Annotated in this window: 8 protein-coding genes; all 8 read right to left on the bottom strand. The window is 70.2% G+C overall.

The window, feature by feature from the left end; all coding sequences use genetic code 11:
* Nucleotides 1-51: 51 nt before the first annotated feature.
* The 8 genes from DDE10_RS09325 to DDE10_RS09355 all read right to left on the bottom strand — a co-directional run bounded on the left by DDE10_RS09325 (nucleotide 52) and on the right by DDE10_RS09355 (nucleotide 18,022).
* A complete protein-coding gene (locus DDE10_RS09325) occupies nucleotides 52-1,890 on the bottom strand; it encodes a DUF885 domain-containing protein (protein WP_114952488.1) in 1,839 nt (612 codons plus the stop codon).
* Nucleotides 1,891-1,972: 82 nt separating this feature from the next.
* Nucleotides 1,973-5,725 carry an eCIS core domain-containing protein gene (locus tag DDE10_RS09330; RefSeq protein ID WP_114952489.1) on the bottom strand — a complete coding sequence of 1,251 codons (3,753 nt, stop codon included), beginning with the start codon at nucleotides 5,723-5,725 and terminating at the stop codon, nucleotides 1,973-1,975.
* A 4-nt stretch (nucleotides 5,726-5,729) separates the two neighbouring features.
* Nucleotides 5,730-6,962, bottom strand: a complete 1,233-nt coding sequence (locus DDE10_RS09335; protein ID WP_162806513.1) for a PASTA domain-containing protein — start codon at nucleotides 6,960-6,962, stop codon at nucleotides 5,730-5,732.
* 22 nt (nucleotides 6,963-6,984) lie between these two features.
* Nucleotides 6,985-10,479: a DUF6519 domain-containing protein gene (locus DDE10_RS23425; protein ID WP_162806515.1), complete on the bottom strand. Its 3,495-nt coding sequence runs from the start codon at nucleotides 10,477-10,479 to the stop codon at nucleotides 6,985-6,987.
* A 16-nt stretch (nucleotides 10,480-10,495) separates the two neighbouring features.
* Nucleotides 10,496-12,748, bottom strand: coding sequence for a hypothetical protein (locus DDE10_RS09340; protein WP_114952491.1), 2,253 nt, complete (start codon nucleotides 12,746-12,748; stop codon nucleotides 10,496-10,498).
* Entirely contained in the window at nucleotides 12,748-15,069 is a 2,322-nt protein-coding gene (locus DDE10_RS09345) for a baseplate J/gp47 family protein (protein WP_114952492.1), read from the bottom strand. The genes DDE10_RS09340 and DDE10_RS09345 overlap by 1 nt, the downstream gene beginning before the upstream one ends.
* Nucleotides 15,069-17,639, bottom strand: coding sequence for a baseplate J/gp47 family protein (locus DDE10_RS09350; protein ID WP_114952493.1), 2,571 nt, complete (start codon nucleotides 17,637-17,639; stop codon nucleotides 15,069-15,071). The genes DDE10_RS09345 and DDE10_RS09350 overlap by 1 nt, the downstream gene beginning before the upstream one ends.
* Nucleotides 17,636-18,022, bottom strand: a complete 387-nt coding sequence (locus DDE10_RS09355) for a GPW/gp25 family protein (RefSeq protein ID WP_114952494.1) — start codon at nucleotides 18,020-18,022, stop codon at nucleotides 17,636-17,638. The genes DDE10_RS09350 and DDE10_RS09355 overlap by 4 nt, the downstream gene beginning before the upstream one ends.
* Nucleotides 18,023-18,026: the final 4 nt, after the last annotated feature.

Here is an 18,026-nt window from a genome sequence, read left to right on the forward strand (position 1 = left end):
TGGCCGCGGTCGGCTTCCTGTCCGTCGGGCGCCGACCGGGGCGCGGCCGGGTCAGGCGCGCTGCGCCGCGACCCAGCGATCCACTTCCTGCTCGAGGATGGTCAGCGGCAGCGCGCCCTTGAGCAGGATCTGGTGGAACTGCCTGAGATCGAAGCGGTCGCCGAGCGCCGCCTGCGCTTCGCCGCGCAGCCGGACCCAGACGGTGTGGCCGACCTTGTAGCTGCAGGCCTGGCCGGGCGAGGCGCAGTAGCGGTCGATCTCGCGCTGCGTCCTCGGCACCGGAAAGCCGGTGGTGCGGACCATGTAGTCGGTCGCCTGCTCGCGGCTCCAGCGCTTGTGGTGGAGGCCGGTGTCGACGACCAGCCGGGCTGCGCGGAACAGCAGCGACTGGAGCATGCCGGCGCGTCCGAGCGGATCGTTCTCGTAGACCCCGAGCTCGTCGGCGAGGGTCTCGGCATAGAGCGCCCAGCCTTCGGTATAGGCGCCGAACGGGCTGAGCTTGAGCAGCATCGGCGTGTCGCGGCTCTCCTGGGCGAGGCTGATCTGGAGATGATGACCCGGCATCGCCTCGTGATAGGTGAGCGAGGGGAGCCCGTATTTCGGCCAGTCGTGGGTGTCCTTGAGATTGATATAGTAATTGGCCGGCCGCGACAGGTCGAAGGGGGCGGGCTGGTAATAGCCGTTGGAGGCGCCATCCTGGATCAGCTCCGGCACCCGCACCACCTGCACTTCGGCGCGCGCGCGGCTGGCAAAGGCTCGCGGCAGCAGCGCGTCGACCTGCTCGATCTGCCGGTTGAGGTCGGCGAGGAGCTGCTCGCGGCCGGCATCGGTGTTGGGATAGAGCTGGCGCGGATCGCTGTTCAAAGTCGCCAGCTGTGCGGTGAGGTCGGCGCCATTTATGCCCTGCGAGGACAGGATCTGCGCGAGCCGGCCGCTGATCTCGGCCACTTGCGCGAGCCCGAGCTGGTGTACCTCCTCCGGCGACATGTCGGTCGTCGTCGCGGCGTGGACCGAGGCCGCGTAATAGGCCTCGCCCTGGGGCAGGCGCCACACGCCGGCGTCGCTGGTGGCGCGGCCGCGAAGCTCTTCGACCAGGGCGATCTGGCGGTCGAGCGCCGGATAGACTTGTTCCGTCACGATCGCCTCGGCCCGGCGGGCGTGGTCGCCGGCCAGATCGGCATCGCGCGCCTTGCGCCCGAGCGAGGTGACGAGCACCGATTGGGCCGCCGGGACGCCGCGCAGCGCCCTCAGCTGGTCCAGAGTCGTCGACAGGATGAAGCCGGGCGCGAACACTCCGCGCGCCGCATCCTCCCGCTGCTTGTCGCTATTCTGGTCGAGCGCGATCGCGAAGGCCTCGAGCCGCGCGAGATAGGTCACGGCATCTTCGGGCCCGCTGATCCGGTGATGCTGGTCGAGGAAATCGGGGATGGATTGGTAGGCGCCGTCCTGCTGGCTGATCACGTAGGGGACATAGCCGATCGCGTTGCTGCCATAAGGGAATTCGGCCAGCCCCTCGATCGCGCTTGCCGTCAGGAACGTGACCGCGTCGCGATGCAGCCGGCTGGCTTCGGAGAGCTGGCTGCGGTCGATAGCGTCCAGGTCGACCGCAAAGCTGCGGAAGGCGGCAAGCTCGCGCGCCTGCGATTGCGGCGAGTAATCGGAGAGCCGCGACCGCAGGCCGGCTCGCTCCCCGGTGTCGAGCCCGAGCATGGTCGCGAATTCGGGATTGGTCTCCATGACATGGAAGAACATGCGGTCGAGCAAGGCCGACAGGGCCGCGTCGGCGGAGCCGGCCGTCGCGGCCTGGAAGGCCGCGCGCGCCGGGGCGCCGCCCAGCATGGCCAGGCCCGAAGTCGCGCCGAGCGCGGCGATGAAGGTTCTTCTGTCCATGCCATCCACTTTCGGATCGATTCGTCAGGCGCGCGAGCATGCCCGTCGCGCCGGCCGATGCAAGCGCGGCGCCGGGCGAGCCTCAGCCCGCCAGCTCGTCGAAGACGCTGGACATGAGGGCGCTGGCGTCGAGCGACGGCTTGGTCACCTCGATGTCCTCGAGGTCGAGATCGAGTCCTTCGGCTTCCGACCATTTGACCGGCATTCGCACGCCCAGGGTCATGTCCGGGCCGAAGGTGCCGAGCATCTTCGTCCACGGGCCGAACGTATGCGAGACGTCGGTGACCCACAGGTCGACTCCGACGGTGACGCTGGCATTGGCGGAAAGTTCGAATTTTGGCTTGGCCTCGGCCTTGAGATCGGCGCCGACCTCGAGCCCGTCGTCCTTGTTCCAGGCGATGTCGATCGCCGCCGAGGCGCCCGCCTCGATGCCGAGCTCGCCCTTGAGGCCCACCCGCCCTTCCGCATAGGCGACGGCCAGGCGCGCCCTGAGCCCGCCGCCGACGTCGAGCGAGAGGCCGGCATAAGCCGGGACGACGACATCGGCATGGCCGGTGACGGTCGCTTCCTCGGGCTTCTCGAGATCCATGGTCGCGCCGATCTGGGCGTTTCGTATCTCGCCCGGGCCGACGAAGGCGTTGAAGGCGACGGTCGCGTCGACGAAGGCGAAGATGCCGATGCCGACCCCGGCGACCGAGACTCCCCAGATCGGGAATTCCGGCGGGGCCAGGGTGAGCAGGTCCTTCTTATATTCCTTCTTCGGGAACAGCTCGAAGACCGGCGGCAGCCCGATCGATCCCGAGATGATGATATGGTTGTCGGGCGTGAGTTCGACGCCGGCGGTGCCGGTCAGGATCTTGCCGAACTGGATGGTGACGGTGCCTTTGCCCCAGACGCTGATCGTGTCGGTCGGCGGACCCTCGATCGGCTTGCCGTCCTCGTCGAGGGCGCGGTTCGTGGCGGTGAAGTTCAGTGTGCCGCTCGCCGGGCCCTTGGCGATCTGTGCCGCCGTGGTGAAGGTGATCGCCCCGTCCAGATAGGAGATGGTGATCGTGCCGGTGGCCCCGGGTACCGCGAGGGTGGCGGTGCCGGTGCCGGCGAAGCTCCACACGCCCTCCGGGGTTCGGGTGGCGCTGATCGACAGGCTCGCATTCTGGATCGCGGGGATGTCGTTCAGCGGCAGCGGAATGTTGTCGGCGCCGATCTTCAGGCCGGTGGTCTTGTCGTAGCTGACGTTGATCACGGTGCCCTTGAGCGGCCCGCCGAGGCTGAGCGTGCCGGCGAACGTCACCGCGTCCCGGCTCATCCCGATCGCGACCTGACCCGATTCGATTCCCGGAATCCTGCCTGCCTGAACGCCGAGCGTCGCCTGCGCGCTGAAAGCGTCATTGGCGAAATCGTAGCTGACGGCGACGTTGGCCGGGTTCAGGAAGTCCATGGCCAGGTTGAAGTCGCCGGAGATGACGGGTCCTGCCTTGCCGACCTCGGCGACGATGCTGCCTTCGCCGAGCGAGGTGACCATGAAATCGGCGGCGCCGCGCAGGAAGGGGCCGCCGTCATTGACCCCCAGCGACATCGAAAGGGCCGTGACCGTGACCGGGCCGAGGCTGAAGGCCTCCATCGGGATCGGGAAGTCGATCCGAAGCTCGGTCGGCAGCATGACGACGTCGGCCCGCAGCCCCGGAAGGAGGGCCTTGGTGGCGGTGAGCACGCCGCTGCCGACCAGATAGCCTTCCGTGTTCAGGCCGAATTCGGTGAAGTCCACCGGGGAGGCGCCTGGCAGGTCCCAGCCGGTGCGGGCGTCCTGGACGGAGCGCGTGCTGATATAGCCGACGTCGTAGAAGCCCGGCAGCCGGTCGAGGTCGACGCTCTTCGGCACCTCCTCGCGTACGATCTTGCCGCCCTTCGTTACCGCGGCGCCCTTGGCGGTGCGCTTCGCCTTCCTCCACATGACCTGAATGGTCGCAATCTTGGTGCCGCCCGCGCCGGCCGGCTCGAGCGTTCCGCCGATCAGCTCCATGTTGGGATAGAAGAATTGCTTCCCCGGTGGCTTGAGCTCGCCCTTGTCCCCCACGTTCAACGTCCACATCTTGCCCCCGTTCGGGGTCGGGAAGATGTAGATCTTCGACGGCGTGCCCTCGGCGCCCTTGGGGCGGAAGCCGCGGCTCTGAAGGTCCTTCGATGTCAGGAACTTGATCGGCTTGAGGTGCAGGCCCTCGCTGATGCTCTGGCGGGTCCAGAAGGTCTTGGTCGTGCCGAACTTTTTCTCTTCTCTCAGATTGACGAAAGTGAGCTTCCAGCTTTCGCGCATCGTCCCGGCGCCGGGAAGCGGGGTCCCGGTAAGGTCGTATCGCTTCTCGACGTCCTTGGTCGCGGCGATCAGGTCCGAGAGGATCCGGGTTCCGATCGCCGGTCCCACCGAGCCGTTGAAGCCGGCATCGAGCAGCCAGAGATTGTCGAACTCGTCGGCACCGCCGAGCTGCGTCTCGAGGATATGGTCCGCCTCGAACGTCGCCTCGCCCGCGCGGCTCGACCATCGCGGTGCGAGCACGAGCTGGGCCTGCGCCAGGTCGGTGATCGAGCCCCAGATGAAGGTGTTCTTCTCCGCGCCGGTGAAAGAGGATTCGAAGCCGAGCACGTAGAAGCCGTTGGGCATCTTGAGGGGGTCGTTGGCCGGCGGCGTCTTGGGGTCCGCCTCGGCCTTCGGCAGCTTGGCGTTGAGATGGGTGAGGATATCGGCCTGGAACTTGGGCTCGCGCGCGCCCTTCAGCCAGCGGTTGATCGGCATCATCGTGGACTTCGTCCCCGATCCCGTGATCGAATAGCGCGTCCCGTCCACAGGTAGCGAGCCGCTTGTCGCCTTCGCGTCCGGTGTCGTTCCCTTAAGCGCGCCATTGACCTTGGGCAGGCTGAGATAAGGCAGCTCCACCTCCTTCTGGCCTGCGGCGCTCTTGATCTTTCCGGTGGTGTTCGGGCCGCCATTGTCCAGCGTGAAAGTGAGGATACCGTCCGCCGGCACGGCTTCCTTGGTCGGGCCGGAGGGCGTCGCCTCCGGCGCCTTCGGCGGCGGGCCGCCGCGCTGGATCCGCTTGCGCGCGGCGGTGCCGCCGGAGCCGGATTGCTGCACCGTGTGCGTGAGCTCGTGGGCGAGCAGGCGGCGGCCCTCGCCGCTGTTCGGCCGATATTCGCCGCGATTGAAGAAGATGTCGTTGCCGACCGTGAAGGCGCGGGCGCCGAGCGCGTCGGCCGCGCGCGCCGCCTCGGTCCCGTGATGGACCCGCACCGCGCTCAAGTCGCGGCCGAACCGGCCTTCCATGAAGGTCCTGGTGCCGCCGTCGAGGCCGGGCGCGAGCCCCGACCGCATCGCCTGGATCGCCCCGTCGGTCGCCGCGCTCGCGCTGCCGCCTTCGGCGCCCGCCGCCGGCTCGCGCTGGGCGCGGGCCTTTTTCGGGCTCTTCATCTCCTCGGGAGGCTTCGGCGCGGCCTTGCGTTGGGCCCGCGCGGCCTTCGCCTTCGGCGCCTTGGGCTCCTCCTCGGGCCGCTTCGGCGCGGCGGCCTTGCGCTGCGCCATCCCCTTACTCGGCGGCTTGCCCTTCTTCTCCTCCTCCTTATTCTTGACCGGCTGCGACTTTCGCTGCGCGCCGATCGGGGTGATGGTCGGTGGGATCGAGACCGGTGCCGACGTTCCCGCCATCACCGAGGAAGCGACGCTGTCCGCCTCCCTCTCGAAATGGTCGGCGGCGGGCCCGACCTCGAGCTTGCGCTGCAGCACGGGCGCGGCCGCCGCCGGCGCCTTCATCGGCGGCGCCCGCACCGGTGCCGCATGCTGCGCCATCTTTTCAGACCCTCCGCACCCGGCTGACGCCGGCCTGGATGAGGCCGCGGACCGGCGCGACCGCCTCGTCGGGCTTGAGGCCGACCCGCTTGCGCAGCTTCGCGTCGTCGAGCGCCTGGGCCTCGTTCATCTGCTCGAGGCTGTCGAGCCGGCGCGCCTTCAGCCATTCCAGCGCCGTCGCCGCGCTGGTCAGGCCGATCGCCGCGCCCTCGGCGGTCGCCGGCAGGACGGTGGCGACGATCCCCATCAGCTGGGCCTCGCCGCCGACCGCGACGACGTCGAGGTCGATCGTCTGGCCCTTGTCGTCGGCGCGGGCGGCGCGGACGCTCGGCGTTCGGCTGCCGCCGACGGCGACGTTCACTGCCCCGAGAGTCGCCTCGGCCTTGCGGATCTCCTCCACCGCCTGGCTGAGCGATCGGCCGGTAAGATCGGGAAGCCGCGATGCGGGAGTCTGCTCGGCGGTCGACACGACATAGTCGATCGATCCGCCGGCCTTGGTCGCGGCGCCGGGCGGCGGATCGTGATCGAGGATCAGCCCGGCTTGGCGGTCCCGCCGCGTGCTGCGCTTGCCGGGCTTGAGGGCGAGCGCTTCGATCGTGCGCAGCGCCTCCTCCTCCTTCATACCGATCAGGTTGGGAACGATCACCCGCTCGCCGGGCTCCGCGGGCTCGTCGCCGGGGCAGGGGGGCTTGGCCTTGCTCAGTTCGATGTCGCGGTGGACGGCGCGATAGGGCGGATAGGCGGTGCCGGTCTCGTCGCGGAACAGTCGGCTTTTCCCGTCTCGCACCTCGATCAGGATCGGCTTGTCGGGGGCGAAGGACAGCACATAGCCGCCATCGTGCCCGGTGCAGCTGTGCGCGAGCGAAGTGCCGGCCTCGTCCAGGGCGGCGACGGCCACGCCGGGGACGGGCTCGCCCTTGCGCGTGATCCGGCCGTACAGCCCCGCTTGCTCCCCCGTCGCCGGCTTGATCAAGCGCTGGCGGGCCACCTCCGTCTGGAGGTCGCTTTCCCGCAGCGCCAGCCCCTGCGCCTGCTGGCGCCTCGCCTTCGTCTCTTCATGATCGGGACCGAGGCGGATCTCGGTGCGGCGCGCCTCCAGGTTCGCCTGGCGCCGGCGCAGGCCGAGCAGCGGCAAAGCGAGGGCGCCGCCGGCGAGCAGCGCGCCGTCGTTGAGCCGCTCCGGGCTGGCGAAGGACTGCTGAAGCTGCTCGATCTGCTTCGACGAGATCTCGGCCATGGTTCCTACTCCTCGATCGTCATCAGAAGACGGTGAGATTGTCGCGCTCGACCAGCTTGGCCGGGTTGTTCGCGACGGCGTTGACGGAGAAGGTCGCCTGGTTGTCGGCGGTCGTGTTGAGTCCGAGGCCCCAGCTCGCCAGCGAGAAGATGCATAGCGCGCTCTCCTGCATGCGGTTCGAATTGGCGCGCACCGTCGTCGCCAGCAGCAGGGCATCGGCCATGGCGAAGAGCAGGTCGGCCTCGACCTCGAGCTGGTTGTCGGCGAAGCAGAGATCGTCGCGGGTGAGGATGAGCACCGACGAGATCGTCGCCGCATTGGCGTCCCCGGGCCGGTGCAGGCTCACCTGGTTGTTCGCGAACATCGTCTCGCCGCCGCGCAACATCGGCGCCGGCAGCTTCCCGGCTGCATTCCACGCCGCGGCCGCGCCGCGCGACGTGGTGAACACCTCGCCCGAGTTGCCGCGCTTGGCCAGCGACGACAGGGTGTAGGGCAGCATCAGCTCCTCGGCGATGCCCAGATTGACGAGATTGATCGCGTCGCCTCCGAGTATCTCGAGGATGACGTTGAGCAGGACGAGATTCTTGAGGTCGAGGTCGGCGGACGGATCGGCGAGCAGCTGCTGGACCGATCGGCCGCCGAACAGCAGGATGATCAGGGCGAAGAGAGGCTGGGCGAAGAACAGGCTCGGATTGGCCCCGGACAGGCGGTTGTCGGTCACCATGACCGGCCCCAGCGCCATCGCCCGCAGCGCCCGGGCGAAGGGCGAGTGGACGATGTTGGTCTGGACCAGAAGCGCGGGCCGGTCCCGCGTCCGCCGCTCGTCCCTGGCCGCGCCCAGTGTCGAGATGCCGCCGGCGGCGAGTCGGACGAAGATCCCCGCACGCGGCGCTGCGGTGGCGCCGCCGGCGATGAAGCTGCCGATATTCTCGATCCGGTTGCGCTCGATCCGGAGATCCTCGCCATAGCCGACGAAGATGCCGCACATCCCCTGCTGCCGGTTGGTGCCGATATCGGAGATCTGGTTGTCGCGCAGGGTGCAGTCGAACGCCATGCCGAGCGCGATCCCGCCGAACCCGGTGAACAGGAACTGGATGTCCGGGATCTGCGGGATCTCGAGCAGCATGCAGTCGGAGATGAGATTGTCGAGCGCGAGCAGGGACTCGACCGCAACGGCATCGAGCGCCGCTTCGCCGCCGTCGAGCAGGACGAACATCGGGAAGGTCGCGATTCCGCTCCCGCCCATGTTCGAGATCCGGTTCTTCTCGATGCGGATGTCGGCGACGATCCCGTCCGAGACCGGCACGTCGACGGTGCCGTCCGGCCGGTCGTCCGGGCGCGGATCGATCCAGCCGATATTGATGCACCCGGCCGCGTCGACATAGATGAAGAAGCCGATGCTGCGCATGATGCCGCCCAGCGCGTTGGCCGTCGCCGCCTCGCGGTCGGCGGCGAAGGCGGGCGCCGGGATGTTGACCATGGTCACCGATCCCAGCGTGATGCCGTTGCCATTGCCCGCCTCGATCTCGTTGCGAAGCAGCAGGACGCGGTGGCTGTCGCCGCCGATATGGACGCCGCCGAGCGGCCGCTGGCTCGGCAGGCTGTTGGCGCCCAGCGGCGCCCCGATCGAGCAGCGCTCGACGCGCAGGTCGTCGCCCTGGAGATGGACCGCGGCCAGCCCGCTGGTCGCCGCCGGCGGCGCGCCGGCCGGGAAGGGGCCGACCTCGACCCGGCACTGCCGCATGCAGAGGCCGTCGAGCAGGCTCGCCGACACCGCGCTTCCGGAAGGCGAGAACAGGGCCAGTTCCTCGAGGCGGATGTCGCGGTTGCGCTGGCCGGCGGCGCCGATCGGATCGACGTCGGCGAGGATGCATTGCGCCTGGACCCCGTCGATGCGCAGGCGCTTGACCGTGATCGCCTCGCCGTTGCGGATCCGCAGCGGCGGCAGCGCCGGGTTCAAGGCGGTCCAGCGGGTGCGGTTCCCGCAGCCGGTGATGGTGATGTTGGACCGGCCTTCGATGATCACATTCTCGGCCCAGCTGCCGGGGCCGAGGCAGATCTCGCCGCCGCTCGCCGGCAGCCGCGCGAGCGCGTCGGCGATGGACGAGACGTCGCCCCAGCTCGAGACGCCGTCGCCGACGGTGACCGTGCAGCAGCCCCCCAGCTTGTAGAGCGGACGGAAGCGCCGCCGGCAGTCGCTCACCGTCATCGCGTCGAGATCGACGAAGGCCAACGGGACGACGTGCCGCCTCGGCCCGTGCGTCTCCATCCCGTCGAGCAGCGCCCAGGGCATCACCCGCGTCGGCGCGTTGGGACGTGCCGCGATCACCCAATGGTCGCCCGGCAGCGTGCCCGCCGAGAAAGCGAGGGTGAGCCCGGTGCCCGGCAGGTCGGCGGTCGCGAACGGGATGTCCGGCTGCGCCCCCTGGCCCCCGCCGGTCCACACGCGCAGATAGAAATAGCGCTGCTCGCCGTCATCGTCGTGCGGGCTCAGCAGCGTCGCCGGCAGGTTGTTCAGCCAGGTGCGCCAAACCGGATCGACATTGGCCGACACGGTGATCGCGTCGTCCTCATATCCGCCCGACACCGTGTAGAACGCGCCCATCGCTTCCGCCGTCTTCTGGCTGTTGGGCAGGATCTGGTCCCAGCGCAGCAGCTCGACCGTGTGGCCGGCGCGGGGCCGGACGAACTCGTCCTTGGGCGTGTCGAGGAAGACGATGCGCCGCGGCTGGCCGCCGACATTCTCGATCTGGACCCGGTAGAGCGGGGCGGCATCGTCCTGGCCCCACACGTAGCGGCCGTTGCGGGTGATCATCACCCGGTAGCATTCGTTGCGGGCGCCGAGGAACCCCGGGGTCAGCGACGGCTGGCAGAGATCCTGGTCGACCTCGGCCGGGTTGAACGCGACGGTGAGCGTCGCGCCGGAGCTGAGCTGGCCGGTATCGGCATCGACGAGTCCGGTCCAGTTCTGCGCCGCCAGCCACTGGGTCGCCGCCAGCGCGCAGCCCGGGCCGTCGACGGGGGTCGCCCGCACGCGCCAGCTGAAGCGCTTGCGCGCGGCGCCGTCGACGCCGATGCCGGGCTCGATCAGCTCGCTATCCTCGACCGCGGTCACCACCGCCTCGCGCGCGTCGAGCCAGACCAGGAATCGGCGGGCGGCGCCGATCGCCTCGTTGCCGCCCTCGGCGTCGGTCTCGAACGGCAGCCAGTTGAGGCCGCGCTGGTCGCGATAGTCGAGATCGGCCGGATTCTCGATCCGGCTGCCGCCGAGATAGTAGCTGCCGGCGAGGATCCGGAAATCGACCGGGACGCCGCCGCCGGCAAGCGCGATCTTGAAGCCGTCGTCGGGCGATCCGGAGGGCGCGATCGTCTCGACGAACCGGGTCTCGTCGGTCCACTGGGCGATGTCGGTGCCGTGATTCTCCTCGGCGTCGATTGGGAGCCGGCCCTGCTGGCGGACCAGCCCGTGAAACTGCTTTTCCGGATCGCGGAACAGGCGGGAGATGTCGGCGGTCATTTTGGATCCCCTCCACTCATGTCACGAACCGGAACTGCACCCGCGCCTGGACCGGCGCATATTCCTGGACCTTCGCCCTCAGGTCGGCGCGCTTGATCGTGTCGAGGGCGCGATTGAAGGCCCCCATCTCGCTGCCATTCTCGCCCCCGGCGGCGATTTCGGGCAGGCAGCTCTCCGACAGCTGGAGATGGCCCGGATCGCCGAAACGATCGGACACGAACGTGCCGGCGGGCAGGCCCTCGGGCAGGATCAACGATTCGTACTGCGCCGGAATCCGGCCGCCCGAGCGCGCCGTCGAGAATCGGAAGCAGCTCGATTGCGCGTCCTCGACGCGGACCTCGCCGTCGATGATCGAATCGGAGATGTCGGCGCGGCCGCAGCGGCAGTCGCCGATCATCGTCACCCGGTCGAGCTCGACCGAAGCCGATCCGACCGACAGCGCCGGCTGGTCGGCATAGCCGCGCACGATGCTGTCGGAGATGCGGATCGACGCGGCCGTGCAGGGGGCGTCGCTGCCGAGGCCGCGCTCGGCGACGGAGCCGATCACCGACCGCTCGACGACGAGCTCCTCGACGACGCCCTCGATCACCAGCCGGACATGGGCGATGCGAACCGCCGGATCGCCGACGAGCACGGCACGGTCGCCGCCGGGATCGAGCGTGACGTCGCGAAGCAGGATCCGCTGCCACTGTCCGTCGAAGACGATCTCGGCGAGATCGCCGTCCGGCGCGACGCCGTCGAGCAGCAGCCCGATCCACAGTCCGTTGATCTCGATCGAGCGGCCGGACGCATCGGGCGAGAGGCGGATCTCGCGCTGCCCCGCCGGCGGCCGCAGCGTCACATAGGGGCGGTTCCGGTCGGTCGCCCACATGGTCGCGTCGGCGTCCACCGTGATCGCCCCGCCGGCCGCGGTCGGGGCGTATGTCGCACTGCTGTCGAGCATGCGATTGCCGCCGATCGTGCTCCAGTTCGGCGCCAGTCCTTGTAGCGCGGCTGGGTCGCTCGACGGCACCGTGCGCTGGCGGTTGTGCGTGCCCGCGCCTACCGGGCTGAAGGCGCCGTAATGGAGCGTGCGGATCTGCAGCGCCTCGCCCGCGCCGGGGGCGGCGGTGAGGCGCACCCGGCCGGTCGCCGGATCGAGAAGCAACGCGGTCCAGGCATCGGTGACGGCGGTCTCGGCCCAGGCCGAGAGCTCGGCGCCGGCGAGCTGGTGCGGCGTCAGCGACGGATCGCCGGCGGCGCCGACGGCGAGATCGATGGCCGGCTCGGTGCCGAAGCCGCCGGCGACGAGATGGCCGCGTGGGCTCTGCGCCGTCATCGCCGCGGCCAGCAGCGCCTCGCGATCGATCGGGCCCAGGCCCGTGGTCGCGTCGAACAGGCTCTGCTGGCTGAAGAAGGTCCGGCCGATCAGCGGCGCCCAGGCCGGTGGGAAGGTAGGGTCGTCCGCCAGCCTGTAGGTGGCGGCGTTGAGCCGGCGGCAGCCGATCGGCGCGCGCACGTCCCATTCGTTGCGGGCGGCGCAGTCGGCGCGGTCCTCGCGGCCGGGCTGGAAGAGCGGCACGTCGCGGCCGGAGGGATCGAGCGTGTAGTGGGTCGCGTCGAGCCGGAACGGCGTCACCCCGACGAGCGCGAAGGCATATTGCCGGAACAGGAAGAGATTGACGTTGGGGATGTTGTAGAGCCCGCGGCGGCCGGGAGCCCGGCGAACGTCCGGCCGGTGGGCGAGATCGTCGAACGGGCCTTCGATGATGTCGGAGACGCGGACGTTGCGCAGATTGGCGTAGCCGCCGCGCGGCGTCCGGCTGATCGCACCGGACGGGACGCTGGTGTCCAGCATGTGCCAGTTTCGCGCCAGCCCCTTATAGCCTTCGCCGACGACCGCGTCCCAGTCGGCGATGTCGTCGGCGAGCGCCTCGAGGAGATGCGGCGTCCCGGCGCGCCGGCGATAGCCGATCGTGTGGCCGACGTCGGCGCGCCGCCCGGCCGGATTGAAGGCGCTGACCATGCGCGTGCCGAGCAGCGCGCCGATATAGGGGATCGCCCAGTCGTCGGCTTCCTCGATCCGGCTGTCGGCGAGCAGCCGGTCGACGCTTCGCCGCGCCACCGCAGCCTGCTCCGCGAGGATCTCGACGAGCGCGCGCAGCTGGCCGGGGCGGTGCGACACCCCGTCCTCGTGGCGGTAGATTTCGGGAATGAGCGCCCAGATCTTCTCGGCATAATGCCGCTCAAACTGGTCGCGGGCCGAGCTCGGACTTGGGGGGAGCGCCATCAGAGCACCTGGCCGTGGGCGAGGCAGTCGAGCCATTGGCCCTCGCCGACGCTGATCGCCTTGGCCATCGGCCCGGTCGCGGTGGCGATCGAGCGGACCGAGCCCACGCCCGGCACCGCGTGGATGGCGGCGAGAAGGTGGCTGCGGAAGAGCGGCGCGGCGATGGCGATGCGGCGCGGGCCGAGCAGCCCGGCCTCGGGGTCGAACAGGGCGGTCCGGACCGCCTCGCGCACCGTTTCCGGCGCATGGCCGGGCGCCGCGTCGACGCCGATGTCGAAGACCGGGACCACCACAGCGGTCGCCGGCGCGACCTTGATCGGCAGGCCCGGAAGCGCGCGCGCGGCGAGATAGGCGGCCAGCGCCGCGCTCGGATCGCCGGACTCGCTGATGATCCACACCATCACCGTCGCCTGGTGGCGCCCGGCGTCCCAGCTATAGGCGACCGCCGCATTGGAGATTCCCGAATAGGTGCGGGCGATCGCCTCGAAATCGGCGACCGAGACGGCGCGGCCGAGCGACAGCATCGATCCGGGCGCCGCCTTGCCCATGTCCGCCGCGCTTTCCGCATCGGCGCCGCCGGTGGCGGCCAGCGGCCCGAGCACGCGCGAAAGGCCGCGGGCCGGCCGGGCGAACTGCTTGATGCTGCCGGGCGGCGGCTTGGCCGCGCCCGCGCCGAAGCGGTAGCTGGCGGTGACGTTGGCCGTGCCCGACGGCGGGCGGGCGCCGCGCACGCCGTCGCCGAGTACGATCGTCGCCTTCCCGTCGGTTGCCATCTCGACGCGGAAGACGGTCTCGTCCGGGCCGCGGCCGTAGAAGCTCTCGACATAGGTCCAGGCGAGGCCGTCGATCCTGAGCGTGATCTGCGGCGAGCGTCCCAGCCCCTGCGAGGCGTCCTCGATCCAGCTCAGCGGCTTCTTGCGCAGGACGAAGCGCTGGCTGGCGATCGCCGCGTCGGACGATCCGAGCACTTCCTGCACGACGGTCTCGCCGCGCACCGCCTCGACGACATTGCCGTGGATCCTGACCGGGATCGTCAGCGGCTCGGCGAAGCCGCTGGCCGCCGCGTCGACCTCGTAGAGCGGGGTGCCGTCGGCGGCATAGGTCAGGCTGCCCGGCAGCAACGCACCGCGCGCCATGCCGCCGATCGCGACCGCGTCGCCGGACCAGGGCGCGCTGCCGAGCGGCGGCACCGGCTTTTCCAGGCGCCCGGAGCTCTGGACGTGATCGACGGTGATCGCGGTCTCGGCCGGCCGGGTCGGCTGGCCGATCCGGCGCGGCAGGAAATGGAAGGCGATCGAGGCATCGCTCAGGCTGCCGCCGCCATATTCGAACTCGATGATCGTCAGCGGAATGGTGACGTCGGGCGTCGAGGCGCCGGTGGACTGGCTGTGGAGATAGCGGCCGACCGAGATCAGGCGGCAGGGATGGACGGCGCCGTCGACCTCGACGAGGACGAAGCCGCGCCGGCCGATCTGCGGGTAGAGCGCGTCGAGGATCGCATATTTGCCCTCGACCGTGTTGTTGACCGCGGTCCCCTGGTCGAGCAGCGGCGTCGGCCCCGCGCGCAGGGTGAAGAGGACGGCGTGCAGGTCGGAGAGCGGCGTTCCGCCCGGCACCACGAGCGGCCCCTCCTCGAAGCGGACGGTCTGGTATTTGAGGCCGTCCGCTTCGGTCGCGGTGTCGACCGAGGCGACGCGGCCGGCGCCGAGCACCTCGCCGCCGCCGTCGGTCAGCGCCAGCAACGCGCCGACATTGGGCGCCGTGCCGGAGGCGAAGCGGACATTGCCGTCATAGGCGTCGAGGCGGACAGGCGCCAGCGTCCAGTGGTTGCGCTGCGGCCAGACGCCCGCCGCCGCGAGCAGCTCGAACACCTGCGGCGATTCTCCGTCGAACCCCTGGCTGCGGAAGCCGGTGCCGGCGGCGGCCACGACCAAGTCCTCGCCCTTGGCTTCCAGCGCCAGCTGGACCCGCGACACCATCGCCGGCCGCGGCACGTAGCCGAGCAGCGAGACCAGCTCGCGCATCGCGCGATCGTCATCGAGCGTGCCGACATAGGCGCGATCGGCGACGATCGCGTCGTAGAAGCCGGTGATGTCGAGCACATAGGCCCAGGCCTCGATCAGCATGACGCCGAGATCGTGCGCGCCGTCCGCCTTCCAGCCGGCGAGCGCGGGCCGATCGGCGATGTCGGCCAGCATCGCCCGGCGATATTCCGGGAAGCCGACGAGCTGGCGCGGCAGCCGCTCCAGCCCGGCGCGGATGTAGGGCAAAGGCGGATGCGCAGGGACCGGGCAGCAGGGACGGGTCTCGGGACGGAGCATCAGCGGCCTCCGTCGCTCTTGATCCGCAGCAGGCCCAAGGCGGCCCGGTCGGGATCGTTCTGCAGGCGGATGATCTGGCCGGCCTCGGGGACCAAGGCCGTCTCGCTGAAGTCGCGCCAGTCGCCGAGCCCTCGCACGCGGATCCGGATCGAATCGACGAACCGCACTCCGGGCACCGCCTGCGCCGCCGCCTCGAGCGAGGAGCGGCTGAGCGGCGTGCCGAAGGTGAAATTGTTGGGCGCGAAGAAGCCGGGGGCGGCGATCGCCTCGTACAGCGCCTCGACCACCTCGCCGGCAAAGGCATTGGCGGCGACGCAGACCCTGATCTCGATGTCGATGTCGAGATAATCGGGCTCGACCCGGCGCGCGTCTCGCGCCGCCATCCGGATGCACTCGATCTCGGTGTCGACCGCGGCGGCCTGGACCGGCGTGAGCGCGATCGAATCGAGCGGATCGACGGCGACGAAGTCGGTCGACCAGCTGCCGGTCCAGCGGGTCGTGCTGCTGGCGCGCTGGACGAACGGCATCCGCTCGATGATCTCGCTATAGTCTTCCGGCCGCACCGCCCGCCGCGGCATCGCCCGATAGGCCTCGGGCGCGAGCAGCCGGATCGTCGCCGCATCCTCCTCGGCGCGGGCATTGCCGAAGGGCAGGGGATTGGTGACGGCGCCGACCAAAGCGGCGACGGCCGGGGAGACGGCGACGCCCTCGGGCGGCTCGGCGCTCAGCGTCTCGCTGGCGACGTTCGCGGTCACGCCCGGATCGGTGAGGTAGCGGGCGCGGACGATCGCGCCGACCGCCGGCGGCTGGCCGAAGGCGCCGCTGCCGAAGCGCACCGTCCAGCCGCTGTCGGAGGCGTAATCCTGGAAATCGAACGTGCCGAAGGGCAGCTGATAGCGGCGCACGGTGCGCCACATTCCGGGCTCCAGCGTGAAGACGGTGTCGTCGACGTCGCCATCCAGCGGATCGTCGAGATAGTCCCAGGAGGGCGCGCCCGCCGGCTCGACGAACAAAGCGAACAGCGCGGGATCGTCGACCGGCAGCGGCGCCGGCAGCACTGCCGGCGGCTCGATTTCGGTCAGCACGATCTCCGGACTGCCGTCGGCGCGGTGCCGGAGCGACTGGCCCTCGCTCGCCCGCAGGCCGTAGCGGAAGACGATGTCGCGCCCGGCGCGGGCGGCATCGATGCTCCCCTCGCGTTCGACCGCCGGCGGCAGCGCCTGCATCCTCGCCGCCAGCACCGGATCGGCGACCGGGATCGAAGCCGCCAGCTCCTCGCCGGTGCCGATCCGGAAATGCTCGGTGACGGCTTCCCCGGCGGCCACCGGCACCACGTTCATCGCGACGGTGAGGCCGTCATAGGGAAGCTCGACCCGGGTCGCTTCGCTCCGGTCCCAGTGGATCCGGGTGACGAAGGTGGGATTGCCCGCGGTCAGGATGAGCGGATCGACGAACTCGTTGACGGCGATGATGGTGACCGGCACGGCCCGCTTCGGCCGCTCGGCGCCCGGATCGGACAGGATGAAGACCTTCTTGCCGACCAGGAACTCCTCTCGGGTCACGCCGGCGGGGGTCTCGGCGGCGACGGCCGGTGCCGATTGCAGCATCAGGCTGGTGAGGCCGTGGCCGAGGCAATCCTGCTCGGGATCGGGATTGTGCGCGGGGAAGATGTTCCAGCGCGGATGGAGCCAGATCCCAGCTATCGTCGAGAAGGGGATGGACGAGACCGCGTCGGGCCGGGCCCAGAAGGGCGTGTCGGCCGGCAGCGTTCCGCCGGCGCCGATCGCGGTGACGGCGATGTCGCCGCCGGCCGGGGCGCCGCGGTCGACTCGATAGTCTACCAGCCGGGCCAAGGCGGCGAGGCTGGCGCGCTGGGTGGCGCTGGCGAAGCGCGTCTCCGCGTCGATCCGGTCCTGCTGATAGGCGAATTCGTCGCCCAGGGCGGCCATCACCTCCATCAGCATGACCGCGGTGTCGGCTTCGATCGGCTCGCGCCAGTCCGGGTAGCGGGCACGGGTGAAGTCGAGCAGGGCAAGCCGGATCGAATCGAAGTCGCGGGCGAGATAGTCGACGGCGACGTCCTCGAGCGGATCGCCCGGGCAGTCGGGATCGGCCTCGCAGTCGAAGCCGGTCTCGCAGGCCTGCTTGAAGTCGAACAGGAGGGTGCCGCCGAGCACGTCCATCCGCGGATGCTCGATCACCAGCCGGTAGGGCTCGAAGCCGCCGGGCTCCACCACCTCGATCTCGAGTGCGACCCGCTCGGCATCGAATGTGCGGATCCGGCGCCAGCGCAGCGCCGCGATGTCGGCGGCGACGGCGCCGGCCGCCGTCTCGATCCGCGCGCCGAGCGGCGCCACCGCGGGCACGTCCGGCCCCTCGTCGGCCCCGCCGGGCACCGCCGGCACCGCGCCCGGCGCCACCATCGGCGGGACGGTCTCTTCGGGATCGATGATGAAGAAGACGCGCAGCACCCTCTGGTCGGCCGGATCGACGACCTGGACGAAGTCGATGCCGGTCAGCGTCCGGACCGCCTGGGCGCACAGCGCGATGCGGCGGCCGGGGGCGGTCATGACAGCCGCACCTCCTCGTTGAGATAGCGCTGCTCGCCATGGGCGATGACCCGGTAGACGACGGTGACGAGCAGGGTCTCGGCCTGCACGTCCATCTTGACCTGCTCGACCTGGATGATCGGCTGCAGCCAGCGCGTCAGGCTGTCATAGACCATGGTGCGCGCCAGCATCGCCGTCGCCTCCGACAGAGGCGCGAAGACGAGCCGGCGGATTCCGGCGCCGAAGGCGGGCCGGTTCACCCGCTCGCCGGGGGAAGTCAGCAGCAGGAAGCGGATCAGCTGGCGGACATAGGCGTCGTAATCCGGCTCCTCCTCGGTCCGGCCCGACAGCGGGTTGAACGAGAGCGGCGTCGCGAGCCGGCGGGCGAAGGGGGCGAGCGTCATCGCT

Origin of the sequence: Sphingosinicella terrae, assembly GCF_003347635.1 — a bacterium.
In the GTDB taxonomy this organism is placed as follows: domain Bacteria; phylum Pseudomonadota; class Alphaproteobacteria; order Sphingomonadales; family Sphingomonadaceae; genus Allosphingosinicella; species Allosphingosinicella terrae.